Below are 15,649 nucleotides of genomic sequence, written 5' to 3' on the forward strand. Positions count from 1 at the left end.
AGGCAAATTGCCTTTCGAGATGCGGACACGGCCGGTTCGTGGTGTCATGCTGGGGTGGTGCGGAGGTCTGTGGACTGGTTGCTGGCGGCCAGGATGCAGGCCAACTGCCTTGCGCGTCCGGTGAACGAGGCCGGCCCCGGAGGGGTGGCCGACGTCGTGCGCCGGACGGGGGGACTCCAGGCCCAGACCTGGCGAGGAGCGACGTACGCCGTCCGCGCCCGTTCGACGTCCACCACGCTCGCCGATGTGGTCCACGCGCAGGTGACCGAGCGCTCCGTGCTCCGCGGCTGGTTCATGCGCGGCACGATCCAACTCGTGGCGACCGAGGACGCCGGCCCTTTGCTCGGCTTGCTCGGCCAGAAGCTGATCAAGGACACCGAACGCCGGTACGGCGAACTCGGGTTGCCGGAGCACGTCCGTGCGGAGGCGGCCGACGTCCTGGAGGAGTGGCTGCTCGCCCGCGGTCCGAGCAACCGCGCCGAACTGGCAGACGTACTGCTGCGGGCCGGGCTCATCGCGGAGCCGAAAGGGCAGGCGGTCTACGCCCTGATCCGCTACACCGGCCTGCTCGGGCGGCTTTGCTACGGGCCTGGCGAGACCTGGGTCGCGGTCCGTGACTGGCTCGGTAAACCACTGGTCCTCGACGGTGATGCCGAGGATCTCGCCCGCCGGTACCTGACCGCGTACGGCCCAGCCACCGCACGCGACTTCGCGACCTGGTCGGGTCTGCCGGTCCCGCTCGCCCGGCGAGCCGTCGAGGCGGTGGCCACGACCTCTTTCGAGGTCGGGACCACCCAGCTCAAAGGCCTCGACGACCTGCCCGGCTGTCAGGACGTACGGCTGCTCGGAGAGTTCGACGCGTACCTTCTCGGCTATCAGGACCGCCACGTCGATCTGCCGAAGTCCATCTTCCCGGGCGGCGGCATGCTCCGCCCGGCCGTGCTGAAGGCCGGCCGGCCGATCGGCACCTGGGAGCACGCCACCCTCCGGACGGACCTGTTCGAGCCGGCCGACCTGACTCCCGAACTCGCGGACATCGCCCGGTTCTCAGGCACCTGACACGTACCTGCGCAGGTGTTCCGCGGTCGTCGTCGGGCTGCTCTCGACCAGGTCCGCGGGCGTGCCGGTGAAGACCACCCGGCCGCCGTCGTGTCCGGCGCCCGGGCCGATGTCGATCAGCCAGTCGGCGTGCGCCATCACCGCCTGGTGGTGCTCGATGACAATGACCGTGTTCCCCTGATCCACCAGTGTGTCGAGCATGCCGAGCAGCTTGTCGACGTCGGCGAGGTGGAGCCCGGTGGTCGGCTCGTCGAGGATGTAGATCGACCCCGTCTTTCCCATGTTGATCGCGAGCTTCAGCCGCTGACGTTCGCCGCCGGACAACGTGGTCAACGGCTGCCCGAGCCCGATGTACCCGAGGCCGACCGTCGACAGCCGGTCAAGAATCGTCCGCGCCGTACCGGTCGTGAAGAACTCCCGGGCCTCGGCGACCGTCATCCGCAGGACTTCGCTGATGTTCTTGCCGCGCAGGCGGTGCTCGAGTACCTCTGCCGTGAACCGGGCGCCGTTGCAGTCCTCGCACACCGACGCGACCTCGGCCATCATCGCGAGATCGGTGTACACCAGCCCGATGCCCTTGCACGTCGGGCAAGCGCCCACCGAATTGGCGCTGAACAGCCCGGGCTTGACCTTGTTCGCCTTGGCGAAGGCGGTACGGATGGGATCCAGCAGCCCGGTGTACGTCGCCGGGTTGCTCCGCTTGGACCCGCGGATCGGTTCCTGCCCGGCGATGATCACACCGTCCCGCCCGGCCAGCGAGCCGTGAACGAGCGAGCTCTTCCCGGATCCCGCAACACCTGTCACCACGGTGAGGACGCCGAGCGGGACATCCACACTCACATCGCGGAGATTGTGCAGCGTCGCGTGTGCGATCGAGAGCTTGCCGGTCGGCCGGCGTACGTCGTCGCGCACGGTCACCCGATGGTCGAGGTACTGCCCGGTCAGCGTGCCGGACGCGGTCAGGCCGGCCACGTCACCGGCATAGCAGAGACGCCCGCCGGCCAGGCCCGCGCCCGGGCCCAGGTCGACGACGTGGTCGGCGATCCGGATCGTCTCCGGTTTGTGCTCGACGACCAGCACCGTGTTGCCCTTGTCCCGCAACTGCAGCAGCAGGTCGTTCATCTGCTGGATGTCGTGCGGATGCAGGCCGACGGTCGGCTCGTCGAAGACGTACGTGACGTCGCTCAGGCTCGACCCGAGATGCCGGACCAGCTTCACCCGCTGCGCCTCGCCGCCCGACAGCGTGGACGACTCGCGGTTCAGGCTCAGGTACCCCAGGCCGATCGTCACGAAGGACTCGAGCAACTCCCGGAGCCCCTCCAGCATCGGGCCGACCCCGGAATGCTTGATGCCGGCAACGAAATCGGCGAGATCGCTGATCTGCATCGCCGAGCACTCGCCGATCGTCCGCCCGTCGACGGTCACGCTCCGGGCCGCCGCGTTCAGCCGGACGCCGGCGCACTCGCCGCACGTCTCCTGCCGGATCGCGCGGTCGGCGAACGCCCGCGCGTGGCTCTGCATCGACTGCGGATCCTTGCTGAGGTACTGCCGTTTCAGCTTGGTGACGAGTCCCTCGAAGGTCAGATTGCTCTTCCCGACCCGGATCTTCATCGGCTCCTGGTAGAGGAACTGCTGCCACGCCTCGCGCGGGTAGTCCTTCAGCGGCAGGTCCGGATCGAACAGACCCGACTGCGCCATCAGTTGCCAGTGCCAACTGTCGACCGAGAAGCCGGGCGCCTTGATCGGGCCCTGGTTGAGGCTCTTCTCGCGGTCGACCAACTCGTCCAGGACGAACTCGGCGGTCCGGCCGAGCCCTTCGCAGGCCGGGCACATGCCTTCGGCCCGGTTGAAGCTGAACACCGACGGGGGACCGGCGTACGGCGTCCCGGCACGGCTGAAGAGCACGCGCAGCATCGTGTGGGCGTCGGTCGCCGTACCGACGGTGGAGCGGGCGTTCGCGCCGATCCGCTCCTGGTCGACGATGATCGCCGCGGACAGGTTCCGCAGCGCGTCCACGTCCGGCCGGCCGAGGCTCGGCATGAAGTTCTGCACGAACGCGGTGTAGGTCTCGTTGATCAGCCGCTGGGACTCGGCGGCGATGGTGTCGAAGACGAGCGAGGACTTGCCGGAACCGGAGACCCCGGTGAAGACGGTGAGCCGGCGTTTGGGGATGTCGAGCGAGACGCCGCTGAGGTTGTTCTCGCGGGCGCCGCGCACCTGGATGACGTCGTGACTGTCAGCAGGAAGCATCCTTCAATGGTGTCATTGAACCGCCCGTAGCAACTTAGAGCTGATCAGCCTGCTGCACCTCCTCGTGAAAGTCTCAACGCCGCGGGGAAGGTTCGCGGGCCACCCGGGCGACCTCGTCGAGGAGGTCCTGGAGCTGGGCCGCGAGTCGGGTGCGGGCGGTGGGGGACAGGGAGGCGACCAGTTCGGACTCTCGCGTGAGGACCTGGTCGACCGTCCGCTCGATCAGGTCGTGGCCGGCTTCGGTGAGGGTGACGACGACGGCACGGCTGCCGTCGTCCGCGGCCCGTCGCGTCACCAGCCCGCTGTCCTCGGCGCGCGCGACGCGCTGCGAGATCGCCCCGGCCGTGACAAGCGTCCGCCGGGCCAGCTCACGCGTGCTGAGCTCGTACGGCGTGCCGGCGCGCCGCAGCACGCTGAGCAGATCGAGCGTCGCCGGGTCCACACCGGCGTCGGCCAGCACCCGGCGGCGGTCGTCGGCGAACAGCTTGGCCAGCCGCCACAGCGGCGTGACGATCTCGATCGAGTCGGTCGGCGTACCAGGACGCTCGCGCTGCCAGGCGCGCGCGATCTCGGCGGCGGGATACGCACTGGGGGCGTCGAGCGGATAGTTGTCGGCCACGCGACCCATGGTACGTTTAGAGCTAAACATTTAGAGCTAAACGTGAGGATGTTGTGATGAGGACGATCGTGGTGACCGGGGGAGCGACCGGGATCGGGCGGGCGACCGCGGAGCGGTTCCGGGCCGACGGCGACGAGGTGGTGATCACCGGCCGGCGGGCCGACGTACTCGAGAAGTCCGCCGCGGATCTCGGCGCGCGGGCAGTGGTGTGCGACGCGACCGATCCGGCCCAGGTGGAGCGGCTGCTGGACGAACTGCCCGAGCGGGTGGATGTCCTGGTCAACAACGCCGGCGGCAACACCGACTTCGGCCGGCCCGACGGTGATCTCGCCCAACTGAAGGCGAACTGGCTGGCCAACCTGGAGGCCAACCTGCTGAGCGCGGTGCTCACGACGACAGCCCTCGCGCCCCGGCTGACCACGGCTGTGGTTCAGCTGGGCTCGATCGCGGGCGCCCGTGGGCCCGGTTCGTACGGAGCCTCGAAGGCTGCGCTGGCGATGTGGAACGCCGACGTCGCGGCCGAACTCGGACCGCGGGGTGTGACCTCGAACGTCGTCGCGCCGGGATTCACCGCCGACACCGAGTTCTTCCAGGGCCGGCTGACCGGCGAGCGTCGCGAGACGTTGCTGCAGGCAACGTTGACCAAGCGCGAGGGCCAGGTTGCCGACATCGCCGGCACGATCCACTTCCTGGCCTCACCCGCCGCCCGCCACATCACAGCCCAGGTCCTGCACGTCAACGGCGGCGCACACATCACCCCCTAGCCCGCTCTCTGCGTGCCTCACGAGGGCAGACAGCGCAGAGCGCACAAGACCGGATATCCGCTCGCGTTGCGGGTTGTTCGCTCTCGCACCAGCCGAGAACCCCCAAGAGCAGTGGATATCCGCTCTTGTGTCGGGGGCGGGCGAGGAGCGCAAGGCTGGTGCGGCCTGACAACGTGCGCCAGATGTGACAATGGGCGACATGCGTCCCACCGTCAAAGATGTCGCCAAGCTCGCCGGGGTGTCGCCGAAGACGGTGTCGAACGTGATCAACGGCGTCGTCTTCGTGCGACCCGAGACCCGGGCCCGGGTGGAGAGCGCGCTGGCCGAGCTCGACTACGTGCCGAACATGAGCGCCCGCGGCCTGCGCAACGGCCGCTCCGGCATGATCGCGCTCGCACTGCCCGACCTGCTCCGGCCGTACTCGGCGGAGATCGTCCACCTGGTCGTCGAGCTCGCCCATGAGCGCGGCTGGGGTGTGCAGATCGAGCAGACCGCGGCCGAGCCGAACCGTGAGTTCGAGCTGCTGTCGAAGGCCCGCGCGTATCTCGTCGACGGCCTGATCCTGAACCCGGTGAACCTCGACGACAGTGCGGTGACGTCCGCCGGTCCGCTGCCGCCGCTGGTCCTGATCGGCGACGTCGACCAGGACGTCGTCAGCCAGGTCGCGATCGACAACGTCGCGGCCGCGCGGGACATGACCAATCACCTGCTGGCGCAGGGCTGCCGGCGGATCGCCGCCGTCGGTACGCCGGAGATCCCGCGCGGGTCGAGCGGCGCCGGCGTCCTGGGCGGATCGGCCGAGTCGCCGGGGACCGCGGCCTCGCGGTTGCGGACGGCGGGGTACCGCGAGGCGCTCGAGCAGGCCGGCGTACCGGTCGATGCGCGGCTGGAGATCAGCCTCGACCGCTGGCGTCCGGAGGGCGCCGCGACGGTGGTGGGGAAGTACCTGACCGAGCACGAGTTGCCCGACGCGTTCTTCTGCTTCACCGACACGATCGCGTCCGGCACGTTGTCGGCGCTGTGGAGCGCGGGCATCGACGTACCGAGGCAGACGCTGGTCGCCGGGTTCGACAACATCCTCGACAGCCAGTTCATGATCCCGCCGCTGACCACGATCGACTTCGACCGGCGGGCGTTCGTCGCCGCCGCCCTCGACCTGCTCGCCGAGCGGATGGCGGACAAGACCGCACCGCCACGCAGGGTGATGATCCCGCACCGCGTTGTCGCGCGTGCCAGTACCGCACGATAACGGATACGTTTCCACAAAATCGCACATTGGAACCTTGTGCCGGGCATTCTAACGATGTAATCATCGGTCCCGCCCCGAAGGAGACCGAATGACTGCAGATTTCTCCCGGCGCAGCCTGCTGAAGACAGCGGCCGCGCTGGCCGGTGGCGGGTTGCTCGTCGGCTGCGCGCCCGGCGCGTCCCGCTCGACGGCCGACCTGAACTACTGGCACCTCTTGACCGGTGGTGACGGCACGGTGATGGCTGGCCTGGTGGACGCCGTCAACGCCGCGAACCTCGGCTTTCACACCACCCAGACCGTGCTGGCCTGGGGACCGCCGTACTACACGAAGCTCGCGATGGCATCGGCCGGCGGGCGCGCCCCGGACGTGGCGATCATGCACGCGTCCCGGATCGCGGGCTACGCGCCGGGCGGCCTGCTCGAGCCGTGGGACCTGGACCTGCTCGCCGAGGCCGGCCTGCGCGAGAGCGACTTCCCGGCCCGCGTCTGGGAGAAGTGCCAGTACGACGGGAAGCTGTACGCGATCGCGCTCGACACGCACCCGTTCGTGCTCTACTACAACACCGAGCACGCCGAGAAGGCCGGTGTCACCGAGGCTCTGCACACGCTGAAGAGCCCGGAGGAGTTCACCGAGGTCGCGACCGAACTGCAGAAGGTCACCGGCAAGCACGGCCTGTCATACGGCTACCTCGGTGACGGCGCCCAGATGTGGCGGCTCTGGTACACGCTCTACAAGCAGACCGGCGCCGACATGACGCTGGTGCCCGGTCAACCGGCCAAGGTGGACAAGGACGCCGCGGTCAAGACGCTCAGCTTCGTGCAGTCGTTGCTCAACGACACGATCGCCTCGCGCAGCGGCGACGGCGGCACGGCGACCAGCGAGTTCCTGCACGGCGAGAGCGGCATGTTCTTCGGCGGCGTCTGGGAGCTCCCGGTGCTGAAGGAGGCGAAGCTGCCCGTCGACGCGGTGCCGATCCCGACGATGTTCGGGACCCAGGCCGCGTACGCCGACTCGCACACGTTCGTGCTGCCGCGGCAGTCGAAGGTGTCGCCGGAACGCCGCAAGCACGTGTACACGATGGTGGCCGAGGTGCTGAAGCGGTCGGTGAAGTGGGCCGACGGCGGCCACATCCCGGCGTACCGGCCGGTCGCGACGAGCGCGGAGTACCAGGCGCTGAAGCCGCAGTCGAACTACGCCGGGATCCCGGGCTACGTGAACTACGACCCGGACGTGTGGTTCAGCGGTGCGGGCAGCGACTTCCAGAACTACTTCGCCGAGAACGTGCAGAACGTGTTCCTCGGCAGTGGTGACCCGGCGGCCGGGTTCGACGGGTTCGTCGCCCGGCTGAACAAGCTGCTCGACCGTCCGCAGCCGGTGTGAGAGAGGAGGCACAGATGTCTACTGCGATCGACACTCCGCCCGCTACGACGGAGGAGGTCACCGCTCAGGGCAGGGCCCGCGCGAAACGTGGCGAGTCCCTGACAGGTTGGGCGTTCGCGGCGCCGTTCGCCGTACTGTTCGTGCTTTTCCTCGTGGTGCCGGCGATCTACGGCCTGTACCTCAGCTTCACCGGCGAGACGCTCACCGGCGCGGGCAGCGGACTGGTCGGCTTCTCGAACTACGCCGACGCGTTGCGCGACCCAGACCTGTGGAAGTCGCTCGGGAACACGCTGTGGTTCACGGTGCTGAGCACGGTCCCGCTCATCGTCTTGTCACTCGCGCTCGCACTGCTCGTGAACCTCGGTCTGCCGGGGCGCTGGTTGTGGCGGCTGTCGTTCTTCCTGCCGTACCTGCTCGCGTCCACCGTCGTGGTGATGTTCTGGAGTTGGATGTACAACCCGAAGCTCGGGCTGATCAACGCTGTGCTGGACAAGGTCGGCGCCGGACCCGTGGCGTGGCTGCAGGATCCGAAGGTGGCGATGATCTCGGTCGTGGTCACCACGCTGTGGTGGACGATCGGGTTCAACTTCCTGCTCTATCTGGCGGCGCTGCAGAACATTCCCGAGCAGCAGTTCGAGGCCGCGGCGCTCGACGGCGCGGGCAAGTGGCGGCAGCTCTTCTCGATCGTGATCCCGCAACTTGCGCCGACCACGGCACTGCTGGTGACGCTGCAGATCCTCGCGTCGCTGAAGGTGTTCGACCAGATCTACATGCTGACCAACGGCGGTCCGGCCGGGACGACGCGGTCGATCGTGCAGTACATCTACGAGTCCGGCTTCACCGGCTATCGGTTCGGTTACTCGTCGGCCATCTCGTACCTGTTCTTCGCGCTGATCGTTCTGGTGTCGCTGGCGCAGTACAAGCTGATCAACCGCAGGAGCGTCTCGTGAGCACCTACACCCTGAGTCGTGGGATCAAACAAACGCACAAGCCGGGCGAAAACCCCTGGAGCGTGTCCAGAATGGCCGCGCTGCTGGTGCTTGCGGTGCTGGCCGTAGCCTGGCTGGTCCCGTTCGCCTGGGCCGTGCTCACGTCGCTGAAGAGCGAGGCGGACGCCGGTGCGTCGCAGATCACGCTGAACCCGCCGGACGGGTTCAGCTTCGAGGCCTACCGCAAGGTTCTGTCGGCCGGCGACATCCCGTCCTGGGCATGGAACAGCCTGATCACGTCGGTGGCGATCACGCTCATCACGGTCGCGACAGCGGCGCTGGCCGGCTACGCGTTCTCGCGGGTGAACTTCAAGGGCAAGCGATTGTTGTACGCCGCGATCATCGCCGCGATCATCATTCCGCCGCAGTTGCTGATCGTGCCGCTGTTCCGGCAGATGCTGGCGTTCAACCTCGTCGACACCTACTGGGGCATCATCCTGCCGCAGGCGTTCGCGCCCGCGATGGTGCTGATCCTGAAGCGGTTCTTCGACCAGATCCCGGTGGAGCTGGAGGACGCGGCCCGGGTCGACGGCGCGGGCCGGCTGCGGGTGTTCTGGTCCGTCGTGCTGCCGTTGTCGCGGCCGATCCTCGCGGCGGTGGCGATCTTCGTGTTCATCGGTGCGTGGAACAACTTCCTCTGGCCGTTCATCGTGACCACGGACGCGGACCTGATGACGCTGCCGGTCGGCTTGCAGACCGTCAAAAGCGCCTACGGGTTGCAGTACGCGCAGAACATGGCGTCCGCGATCCTGGCCGCGCTGCCGCTGGTCGTGGTGTTCCTGTTCTTCCAGCGACAGATCATCAAGGGCATCGCGACCACCGGCTTCGGTGGTCAGTAGAGCTTTCCTGGACAGGAATTCCGGCACTCGGGATTCCGGTCACGATCCCTTGAAAACGTCGTCACTCTCAGCGAGGGTTGCCTGATCACTTCCGCGTCGTTTCCGGGTGCGGGGAGGACGGGGGAGTGTGCGGTCGTGTGACGTGAACACGGCCGTATCCGCCGTCACTCGGGGGTAGTACACGATGAGAAGGGGGAAGTGTGTCAGCGATGAAAAGGCTCGCCGAGCAGCGCCGTGATGTGAGGAGTCACGGCGACGCAGGGCTCGGACGGGCCGCGGTCCAACCAGCGGTGTGCACCGGCATCCACGAGGTGAACTCGTCGATCCCGTCGGTGCGGCCGCGACGCGTGGCGATGCTCAGACTGAGCAACGGAATGACGACCACGCTGCGACTCGGCGACGGTGCGCAGGCGCCGGCGCCCGGCGCGACCGTACTCGTCCAGGGTGGCCGGGGCATGGGCGATCAGCCTGCCTCAGGTGGGGTCATCCTCGCGTCGAGGTGACCCGTCGGACGTGAACGGTCAGAGTCAGTGACTCGCCGGTCTCAGGTGTCAACGCCCAGCTGAGGCCGGCAAGTCCCTGGACGGTCAGCTCTCCTCGGTGAACTCCCGGATCTCGATGGGGGAGTAGGGCGCTTCCGGCAGCCGCCCGGCGATCTCGGTCGCGCGCTCCAGGCTGCAGTCCACGACGTAGTAGCCGGCCAGCACTTCCTTGGCCTCGGTGAACGGCCCGTCCGTCACCGTCGGGACGCCGTCCCGGACCCGGACCACCCGCGAGTTCGCGGTGGTCAGCGGCCTGTCGTCGATGTGCTCACCGCACGCTTTCAGTTCGTCGATGAGCTTGCCGTGCTGTTGCATCACCTGGTCCATGCCCACGGCCCGCAACGTCTCCCAGGTCTGTTCGTTCCCGTAGATCAGCAACATGTATTTCATCTGCTCGCCTCCATTCACCTGGATACGTCGGAGCCCCGGACATCATCTCGACATCCGGGGCCCACGCTATCGACTACCAGGTCGCACCGGCAGGTGCCCGCACCGTGGTGTTCAGGCGGTTGAAGAGGTTGGTGAGGCCGATCATCAGGATGATCGCCGACAGCTCCTTCTCGTCGAAGTGATCGGCGGCCGCGTTCCAGATCTCGTCGGTGACCGCGGTCGGGTTGTCGGCCAGCCGGGTCGCGGCCTCGGCCAGCTCGAGCGCAGCCCGTTCGGCGTCGGTGAACAGGTCGGAGTCCCGCCAGGCGGCGACCTGGTGCAGCCGTTCGTCGGTCTCGCCGTTCTTCAGCGCCGACTTCACGCCGCCGAACACGCAGGGCGAGCAGCCGTTGATCTGGCTGGCCCGCAGGTGCACGAGTTCGAGCGTCTTGCCGTCGGCCCCGGACTGCCCGATCGCCTTGTAGATGTTCTGGATGCCCTTGGTGGCGTCGGGCAGGACCATTGCGGGGTTGGTCATCCGTGCGTGCATGATCGCTTCTCCATCAGTTGGTTGCTTTCACTCCCTTGACGGATGCTGCGCGGCGGATGTGACAGCGAACCGCAGATCTCTTTCCAGCCGGGTCTCCACCGGCACGGCGGGATCGGAGTACTGACCTGTCAGGCAGATCGGTCCGCTGTAGCGGAGCTGGCGGAGCGTCGCGAACACGGCCGCCCAGTCGGACAGCCCGTCGTCGCCCTCCACGAAGTTCGTCTTCCAGGCCCCGTCGGCGCGGACGTAGTGGACGTTCTTCAGGTTCACGATCCCGAGCCGATCCGCACCGAGTTCGAGGGTGACCGCGGGATGGTCGCCGGCGAGTGCGTCGTGCGCCGCGTCCCAGACCAGCTTGAACCGTTCGGGCAGCCCGTCGAGCAACTGCAGCACGCCCAGCGTCGACGACACGTACCGGCCGTGGTGCGGTTGCACACCGACCTGTACGTCGTACCGCTCGGTCAGGGCGACGGCCTGCTCGAGCAGCGCGCGGTTGCGGCGTACGGAGGCGGCGTACCCGTGGGGGCCGAGGTCGGCCATGATCCGGATCATCGGCACGCCGGCCTCCGCGCAGGCGGCGAACACCGGCTCGGACAGGTCGCTCGCGACGCTGATCGGTTCGATGCCCTCGGCCCGTAACTGGGCGGTGAACTTCGGCAGCTCCGCCTCGGCGCCGCCCGGCGTGACGTACGCGGCGTCCCGGACCGGGACCTCGGCGCCGGCGAACCCGAGACCGGAGACCACCCGGCCGAGCTCGTCACCGGGCAGCCCGATCCAAGGCTTGGTGAAGACGGACCACAGATACGACATCAACGGCCTCCCAGGCCACTCATGGTGATTCCACGGACGAACCAGCGTTGGGTGAGGAAGAACAGAACGATCAGGGGAATGGTGGTGACGGTGGCTGCCATCAGCAACAGGTTCCACTGGGTCCCGTTGGTGTCCTGGAACACCTGCAGGCCGACCGACGCGGTCCGGGTGGCGTCGCTGTTGGAGATCACCAACGGCCACAGCAGGTTGTTCCACTGGCCGATGAACTTGAACACCGCCAGCGTCGCGATCGCCGGTACCGCGAGCGGCACGATCACGCGGACGAACGCCTGCCACCGGTTCGCGCCGTCCAGCCGGGCGGCCTCCTCGTAGTCGCGCGGGATGCCGAGGAAGAACTGCCTCAGCAGGAACACCCCGATCGCGGTGAACGCGTGCGGCAGGATCATGCCCGGCCAGGTGTCGATCCCGTGCAGCTTCGCCACCAGGACGAACTGCGGGATCAGCGTCACCTGCGACGGGATCATCAGCGTCGCCAGATAGATCCCGAACAGCCAGCTGCGGCCGGGGAAGTTGAGCCGCGCGAACGCGTATGCCGCGAGCGCCGCCGTGACCGTCTCGAGCAGCGTCGTACCGGCGGCGAAGTAGATCGTGTTCAGCAGGTACTTGCCGAGCGGGACCAGGTCGAACGCGCGCGTCAGGTTCTCCGGGTGCCAGGTGCTCGGCCAGAACGACGGCTTCGCGGCCATCGACTCGCCGTCGGACTGGAACGCGACCAGCACCATCATGACGACCGGGACCAGCGTGATCGCGGTGACGAGGAAGCAGGTGAAGACGACCAACTTACGCCGGATCTCAGTTGTCATAGTGCACCAGCCTCCGCTGGAACAGGAACTGGCCCGCGGTGATGATCACGATGAACGCGAAGAGCACGAGCGACTGCGCCGCGGCGTACCCCTGGTCGTAGTTCTCGAAGCCGGTCCGGTAGATGTACATGACGAGGGTCGTGGTGCGGGTGCCCGGGCCGCCGTTCGTCATGATCAGCGCCTGGTCGAACACCTGGAACGAGCCGATCACCGACGTGACGACGACGAAGAACAGTGCAGGGGAGAGCATCGGCAGGGTGATGTGCCGCAAGCTCTTCCACGGCGACGTGCCGTCGACCCGGCCCGCTTCGTACAGCTGTTGCGGGATCGCCTGGAGGCCGGCCAGGAACACGACCATGCCGAAGCCGAAGCTCTTCCAGACGCTCATCACTATCAGCGCCGGCATCGCCCAGGTGTCGGAGATCAGCCATGCCGGGCCGTTGATGCCGAACCATCCGAGCACGGCGTTCACCAGGCCGTCGTGCGGGATGTAGAGCCAGATCCAGACGAACGCGACCGCTACCGTGATGGTTGCGTACGGCAACAGCAGCAGCGACCGGAAGACGGCGATCCGTTTCAGGCCCTGGTTCAGCAGCAGTGCGAGCAGCAGGCTGACGAGGATGGTCAGCGGGACGCTCACCAGCGTGAAGTACGCCGTGCTGCCGAGGGCCGACCAGAACGTCGGGTCGGGGCCGAGCCGAGCGAAGTTGTGCAGGCCGGCCCAGGTCGGGGCGCTGAACAGGTTCCAGTTCAGCAGCGAGATGACGCCGGCGGCGACGACCGGTCCGGCGGTGAAGATCAGGAAGCCGATCAGGCTGGGCAGGATGAACAGCCAGGCAGTGAGCGCTTCCCTGCTGCGCCATCGCGGCGTGGGCGCCTGCCGGGCCGGTGTCGGAGTGGCGGTGACCGGTGCGGTGTCTGCCGTGGAGATGGCCATGGTGATCACCCCTTCCTGGCAGTGGCTTGGCGGACCGTGTCGAGATGCTGACGCATCAGTACGTCGAGCCGCGGTGTCAGACCGGTGATGGCGTCCGGGACCGGGACCTGGCCGAGGAACGTCCGCGGAAGATCCTGACCGAGCAGCTGTTTGACCTGGTTCCAGTTCGTGGTGACGTCGAACGCGTGCCCGCCGGCGACTTTGCCGGCCAGGATGTCCTGGACGATCCCGAGGTTGTCGGGCGGTGGCTGGAACGCGCTGCCGGCACTGAGCCGGGCTGGGTTGTTGCGGCCGGCTTTGGCGTAGATGTCGAGTGCGCCGGTGCTGGTGAGCGTCTTGAGCAGCTTCCACGCGAGGTCGAGCTCGGCACCCTCGCGCACCCCCGATGGAATCGCGAAGCTGGAACCCGAGACCCGCGGCGTGCTCCCGTTCGCGCCGGCCGGGAACGGGATGATGTCCCAGTCGAACTTCGCCTTCCGGGCGTTCACGACCTGCCACGGCCCGTTCTGCATGAAGGCGACGTTGCCCTGCAGGAAGTTGGACAGTGAGCTCTCGGTGACCAGGTTCTTGATCGGCGGCGTCACCTTGTCCTGCACGAACAGGTCGATGACGAACTGCAGCGCCTCCATTGCCTCGGGGTCGCCGAGAGCGCTGCGGCTCGCGTCGGCGCTCATCACGTTGCCGCCGGCGCAGTAGATCCAGGACACCAGGTCGTCGATGGCCGGCGCGCAGGTGAAGCCGTACTGCTCACCAGGTTTCGTGAGCTGCTTGGCGAGGTCGCGGAACGTGGCCCAGGACATCGGCTCGGTCCGGGACGGCAGCGGGATGCCTTGCTTGTCCAGCAGGTCCTTGTTGTAGTACATGACGGTCGGCGCGACGTCGAAGCCGATCGCGTAGGTCTTGCCGTTGAAGCTGGAGATCTTCCGGCTGGTGTCGTAGAAGTCGTCGAGCGCGAAGTCGGGGTCGGCCTCGATCAGGTCGTCGAGCGGCCGGTGCGCGCCGCGGGCGGCGTACGTCGGGATCAGCGTGCCGTTGAGCGCGGTGACGAGGCTCGCGGTGCCGCTGACGAGTTGCAGGTCGAGCTTGGTCGGGTAGCCGCTGGACGGGGTCAGCGTGGCGACCGACTTCACGCCGAGCTGGTGCTCGACGTACGTGCCGAAGTCCTCCCACACCTTCTTCTCGGCGGCGCTGCTGGACCACATGGCCCAGGTCGCCGTACCCGAGGGCGGGCCGGACGAGCAGCCGGCCGCGAGACCTAGCCCGGCCAGGCCGCCGATCCGCAGGACGCTGCGGCGGGACAGCTTGTTCATGGTTCTCCTCACCGGTAGAGCAGGTCGATCGACTCGGCGCGGATGCGCTCCTCGTCGACCTCGACGCCCAGTCCAGGGGCGGTGGGGACCGTTGCGACGGCCTTGGTGATGCTCAGCCCCTCGACGTACAGATCGGTCAGCAGCTCCGGCCCGTTGAGCTCGGCGGGCAGGGCGAGCTCGAGCTGACTGAACACGTGCAGGGCGGCGGCGAACGCGACGCCGCAGTCGGTCAGGCCGCTGGCCAGCAGTTCCACGCCGCCGGCCAGCGCGGTCTGGGCGGTCTTCAGCGCGTTCCGCAGACCGCCCGACTTGCAGATCTTGACCACGACGAGGTCGGCGGCGTCCAGGCGGATCGCCCGGGCGAGGTCTTGCGCGGAGAAGCTGCCTTCGTCGATCGCGACCGGCAGGTCGATCAGCTCGCGGACCCGCTGCATCGCGAGGGTGTCGGTGCTGGGGACGGGCTGCTCGATGCAGTGGATCGTGCCGATGTGCTTGGTGCGCTGCAGCAATTGCTTGAGCGCTGCCGGGCGGTAGGACTGATTCGCGTCGAGCCACAGCGGTTTGCCGTCGGCGACTTCCGCGACGGTCTCGATCGCGGCGGTGTCCGCGTCCTGGTCGCCGCCGATCTTGACCTTGTACGCCGAGTAGTCCGACGACTCGAGGGCGTGCGCGCGGACGGTGTCCTGGTCGCCGACCCCGATCGCCGAGCAGAGCGGGATCTCGTCGTGCACCTTGCCGCCGAGCAGCGCGTGCACAGGGACGCCGGCAAGCTTTCCGGCCGCGTCGTGCATCGCGACGTCGACGGCCGCGCGGGCGAACGGGAAGCCGTTCGAGACGGCGGGGCTGAGCCGCTTGGCCGCTCGCTGGTGGAACAGTTCGACGTCGAACGGCGTGAGCTCGCGCAGGATCGGCGCGAGGTGCCGGCGGATCACGACGGCCATCGTCTCGGCGGTCTCGTAGCTCCAGCTGGGCAGTGCGCGCTGCTCGCCCCAGCCCACCACACCGTCCTCGGTGGTCAGCTTCACGAAGATCACCGCGCCGGCCTGGTCCGGAGCCGCGTCGGGCGAACCGACCGCGCCGCTGCCGAGCACGAACCGACGGGCGAACGGCACCGCCACCGGAAACACCTCGACCTGGGTGATGCGGGACATGGTCAG

At 67.9% G+C, this 15,649-nt stretch carries 16 protein-coding genes; 7 read left to right on the forward strand and 9 right to left on the reverse strand.

The window, feature by feature from the left end; genetic code table 11:
- Nucleotides 1–57 precede the first annotated feature (57 nt).
- On the forward strand, nucleotides 58–1,059 hold the full coding sequence (locus ABZX12_RS13205) for a winged helix DNA-binding domain-containing protein (protein WP_355692724.1): 1,002 nt from the start codon (nucleotides 58–60) through the stop codon (nucleotides 1,057–1,059).
- Here ABZX12_RS13205 and ABZX12_RS13210 read toward each other — a convergent pair.
- Together ABZX12_RS13210 and ABZX12_RS13215 are read right to left on the reverse strand one after the other, a co-directional pair.
- Nucleotides 1,048–3,309, reverse strand: a complete 2,262-nt coding sequence (locus tag ABZX12_RS13210; RefSeq protein ID WP_355692726.1) for an excinuclease ABC subunit UvrA — start codon at nucleotides 3,307–3,309, stop codon at nucleotides 1,048–1,050. The two genes, ABZX12_RS13205 and ABZX12_RS13210, sit on opposite strands and share 12 nt — an antisense overlap.
- Nucleotides 3,310–3,382: 73 nt before the next feature.
- Complete coding sequence (locus ABZX12_RS13215; RefSeq protein WP_355692728.1) at nucleotides 3,383–3,928, reverse strand: MarR family transcriptional regulator; 546 nt, start codon at nucleotides 3,926–3,928, stop codon at nucleotides 3,383–3,385.
- A 56-nt stretch (nucleotides 3,929–3,984) separates the two neighbouring features.
- Between ABZX12_RS13215 and ABZX12_RS13220 the strand changes: the two genes are divergently transcribed.
- The 6 genes from ABZX12_RS13220 to ABZX12_RS13245 all read left to right on the forward strand — a co-directional run bounded on the left by ABZX12_RS13220 (nucleotide 3,985) and on the right by ABZX12_RS13245 (nucleotide 9,653).
- Nucleotides 3,985–4,692 carry an SDR family oxidoreductase gene (locus ABZX12_RS13220; protein WP_355692730.1) on the forward strand — a complete coding sequence of 236 codons (708 nt, stop codon included), beginning with the start codon at nucleotides 3,985–3,987 and terminating at the stop codon, nucleotides 4,690–4,692.
- A gap of 199 nt (nucleotides 4,693–4,891) precedes the next feature.
- Nucleotides 4,892–5,941: a LacI family DNA-binding transcriptional regulator gene (locus tag ABZX12_RS13225; protein ID WP_355692732.1), complete on the forward strand. Its 1,050-nt coding sequence runs from the start codon at nucleotides 4,892–4,894 to the stop codon at nucleotides 5,939–5,941.
- 88 nt (nucleotides 5,942–6,029) lie between these two features.
- Complete coding sequence (locus ABZX12_RS13230; protein ID WP_355692733.1) at nucleotides 6,030–7,322, forward strand: extracellular solute-binding protein; 1,293 nt, start codon at nucleotides 6,030–6,032, stop codon at nucleotides 7,320–7,322.
- Nucleotides 7,323–7,336: 14 nt separating this feature from the next.
- A complete protein-coding gene (locus tag ABZX12_RS13235; protein WP_355692735.1) occupies nucleotides 7,337–8,272 on the forward strand; it encodes a sugar ABC transporter permease in 936 nt (311 codons plus the stop codon).
- A gap of 71 nt (nucleotides 8,273–8,343) precedes the next feature.
- Complete coding sequence (locus ABZX12_RS13240; protein WP_355692737.1) at nucleotides 8,344–9,150, forward strand: carbohydrate ABC transporter permease; 807 nt, start codon at nucleotides 8,344–8,346, stop codon at nucleotides 9,148–9,150.
- A 209-nt stretch (nucleotides 9,151–9,359) separates the two neighbouring features.
- Nucleotides 9,360–9,653, forward strand: a complete 294-nt coding sequence (locus tag ABZX12_RS13245) for a hypothetical protein (RefSeq protein ID WP_355692738.1) — start codon at nucleotides 9,360–9,362, stop codon at nucleotides 9,651–9,653.
- A gap of 84 nt (nucleotides 9,654–9,737) precedes the next feature.
- On the opposite strand, the gene ABZX12_RS13250 is transcribed toward ABZX12_RS13245, so the two are convergent.
- The 7 genes from ABZX12_RS13250 to ABZX12_RS13280 form a co-directional block, all read right to left on the reverse strand.
- Nucleotides 9,738–10,082: a YciI family protein gene (locus tag ABZX12_RS13250; protein ID WP_355692739.1), complete on the reverse strand. Its 345-nt coding sequence runs from the start codon at nucleotides 10,080–10,082 to the stop codon at nucleotides 9,738–9,740.
- Between the two features lie 73 nt (nucleotides 10,083–10,155).
- A complete protein-coding gene (locus ABZX12_RS13255; protein ID WP_355692740.1) occupies nucleotides 10,156–10,611 on the reverse strand; it encodes a carboxymuconolactone decarboxylase family protein in 456 nt (151 codons plus the stop codon).
- Between the two features lie 27 nt (nucleotides 10,612–10,638).
- Entirely contained in the window at nucleotides 10,639–11,421 is a 783-nt protein-coding gene (locus ABZX12_RS13260) for a TIM barrel protein (protein WP_355692742.1), read from the reverse strand.
- Nucleotides 11,421–12,245 carry a carbohydrate ABC transporter permease gene (locus ABZX12_RS13265; RefSeq protein WP_355692744.1) on the reverse strand — a complete coding sequence of 275 codons (825 nt, stop codon included), beginning with the start codon at nucleotides 12,243–12,245 and terminating at the stop codon, nucleotides 11,421–11,423. Before ABZX12_RS13265 ends, ABZX12_RS13260 begins: the two co-directional genes overlap by 1 nt.
- A complete protein-coding gene (locus ABZX12_RS13270; protein WP_355692746.1) occupies nucleotides 12,235–13,182 on the reverse strand; it encodes a sugar ABC transporter permease in 948 nt (315 codons plus the stop codon). Before ABZX12_RS13270 ends, ABZX12_RS13265 begins: the two co-directional genes overlap by 11 nt.
- A gap of 5 nt (nucleotides 13,183–13,187) precedes the next feature.
- The gene (locus ABZX12_RS13275) at nucleotides 13,188–14,492 is read right to left on the reverse strand and encodes a sugar ABC transporter substrate-binding protein (RefSeq protein WP_355692748.1); all 1,305 of its coding nucleotides are present in this window, start codon (nucleotides 14,490–14,492) and stop codon (nucleotides 13,188–13,190) included.
- Between the two features lie 8 nt (nucleotides 14,493–14,500).
- Nucleotides 14,501–15,643 (reverse strand): enolase C-terminal domain-like protein, encoded by a 1,143-nt coding sequence (locus ABZX12_RS13280; RefSeq protein ID WP_355692750.1) that lies wholly within the window; start codon nucleotides 15,641–15,643, stop codon nucleotides 14,501–14,503.
- Nucleotides 15,644–15,649 lie beyond the last annotated feature (6 nt).

It is taken from the genome of Kribbella sp. NPDC003505, from assembly GCF_040610875.1.
Lineage (GTDB): Bacteria > Actinomycetota > Actinomycetes > Propionibacteriales > Kribbellaceae > Kribbella.

What these genes read in the sequence shown, in the direction of transcription:
- ABZX12_RS13230 (WP_355692733.1), top strand. Translation starts at nt 6,030, where the DNA reads ATGACTGCAGATTTCTCCCGGCGCAGCCTGCTGAAGACAGCGGCCGCG.
- ABZX12_RS13210 (WP_355692726.1), bottom strand. Translation starts at nt 3,309, where the DNA reads ATGCTTCCTGCTGACAGTCACGACGTCATCCAGGTGCGCGGCGCCCGC.
- ABZX12_RS13260 (WP_355692742.1), bottom strand. Translation starts at nt 11,421, where the DNA reads ATGTCGTATCTGTGGTCCGTCTTCACCAAGCCTTGGATCGGGCTGCCC.
- ABZX12_RS13220 (WP_355692730.1), top strand. Translation starts at nt 3,985, where the DNA reads ATGAGGACGATCGTGGTGACCGGGGGAGCGACCGGGATCGGGCGGGCG.
- ABZX12_RS13255 (WP_355692740.1), bottom strand. Translation starts at nt 10,611, where the DNA reads ATGCACGCACGGATGACCAACCCCGCAATGGTCCTGCCCGACGCCACC.
- ABZX12_RS13275 (WP_355692748.1), bottom strand. Translation starts at nt 14,492, where the DNA reads ATGAACAAGCTGTCCCGCCGCAGCGTCCTGCGGATCGGCGGCCTGGCC.
- ABZX12_RS13270 (WP_355692746.1), bottom strand. Translation starts at nt 13,182, where the DNA reads ATGGCCATCTCCACGGCAGACACCGCACCGGTCACCGCCACTCCGACA.
- ABZX12_RS13235 (WP_355692735.1), top strand. Translation starts at nt 7,337, where the DNA reads ATGTCTACTGCGATCGACACTCCGCCCGCTACGACGGAGGAGGTCACC.
- ABZX12_RS13225 (WP_355692732.1), top strand. Translation starts at nt 4,892, where the DNA reads ATGCGTCCCACCGTCAAAGATGTCGCCAAGCTCGCCGGGGTGTCGCCG.
- ABZX12_RS13240 (WP_355692737.1), top strand. Translation starts at nt 8,344, where the DNA reads ATGGCCGCGCTGCTGGTGCTTGCGGTGCTGGCCGTAGCCTGGCTGGTC.
- ABZX12_RS13280 (WP_355692750.1), bottom strand. Translation starts at nt 15,643, where the DNA reads ATGTCCCGCATCACCCAGGTCGAGGTGTTTCCGGTGGCGGTGCCGTTC.
- ABZX12_RS13245 (WP_355692738.1), top strand. Translation starts at nt 9,360, where the DNA reads ATGAAAAGGCTCGCCGAGCAGCGCCGTGATGTGAGGAGTCACGGCGAC.
- ABZX12_RS13250 (WP_355692739.1), bottom strand. Translation starts at nt 10,082, where the DNA reads ATGAAATACATGTTGCTGATCTACGGGAACGAACAGACCTGGGAGACG.
- ABZX12_RS13265 (WP_355692744.1), bottom strand. Translation starts at nt 12,245, where the DNA reads ATGACAACTGAGATCCGGCGTAAGTTGGTCGTCTTCACCTGCTTCCTC.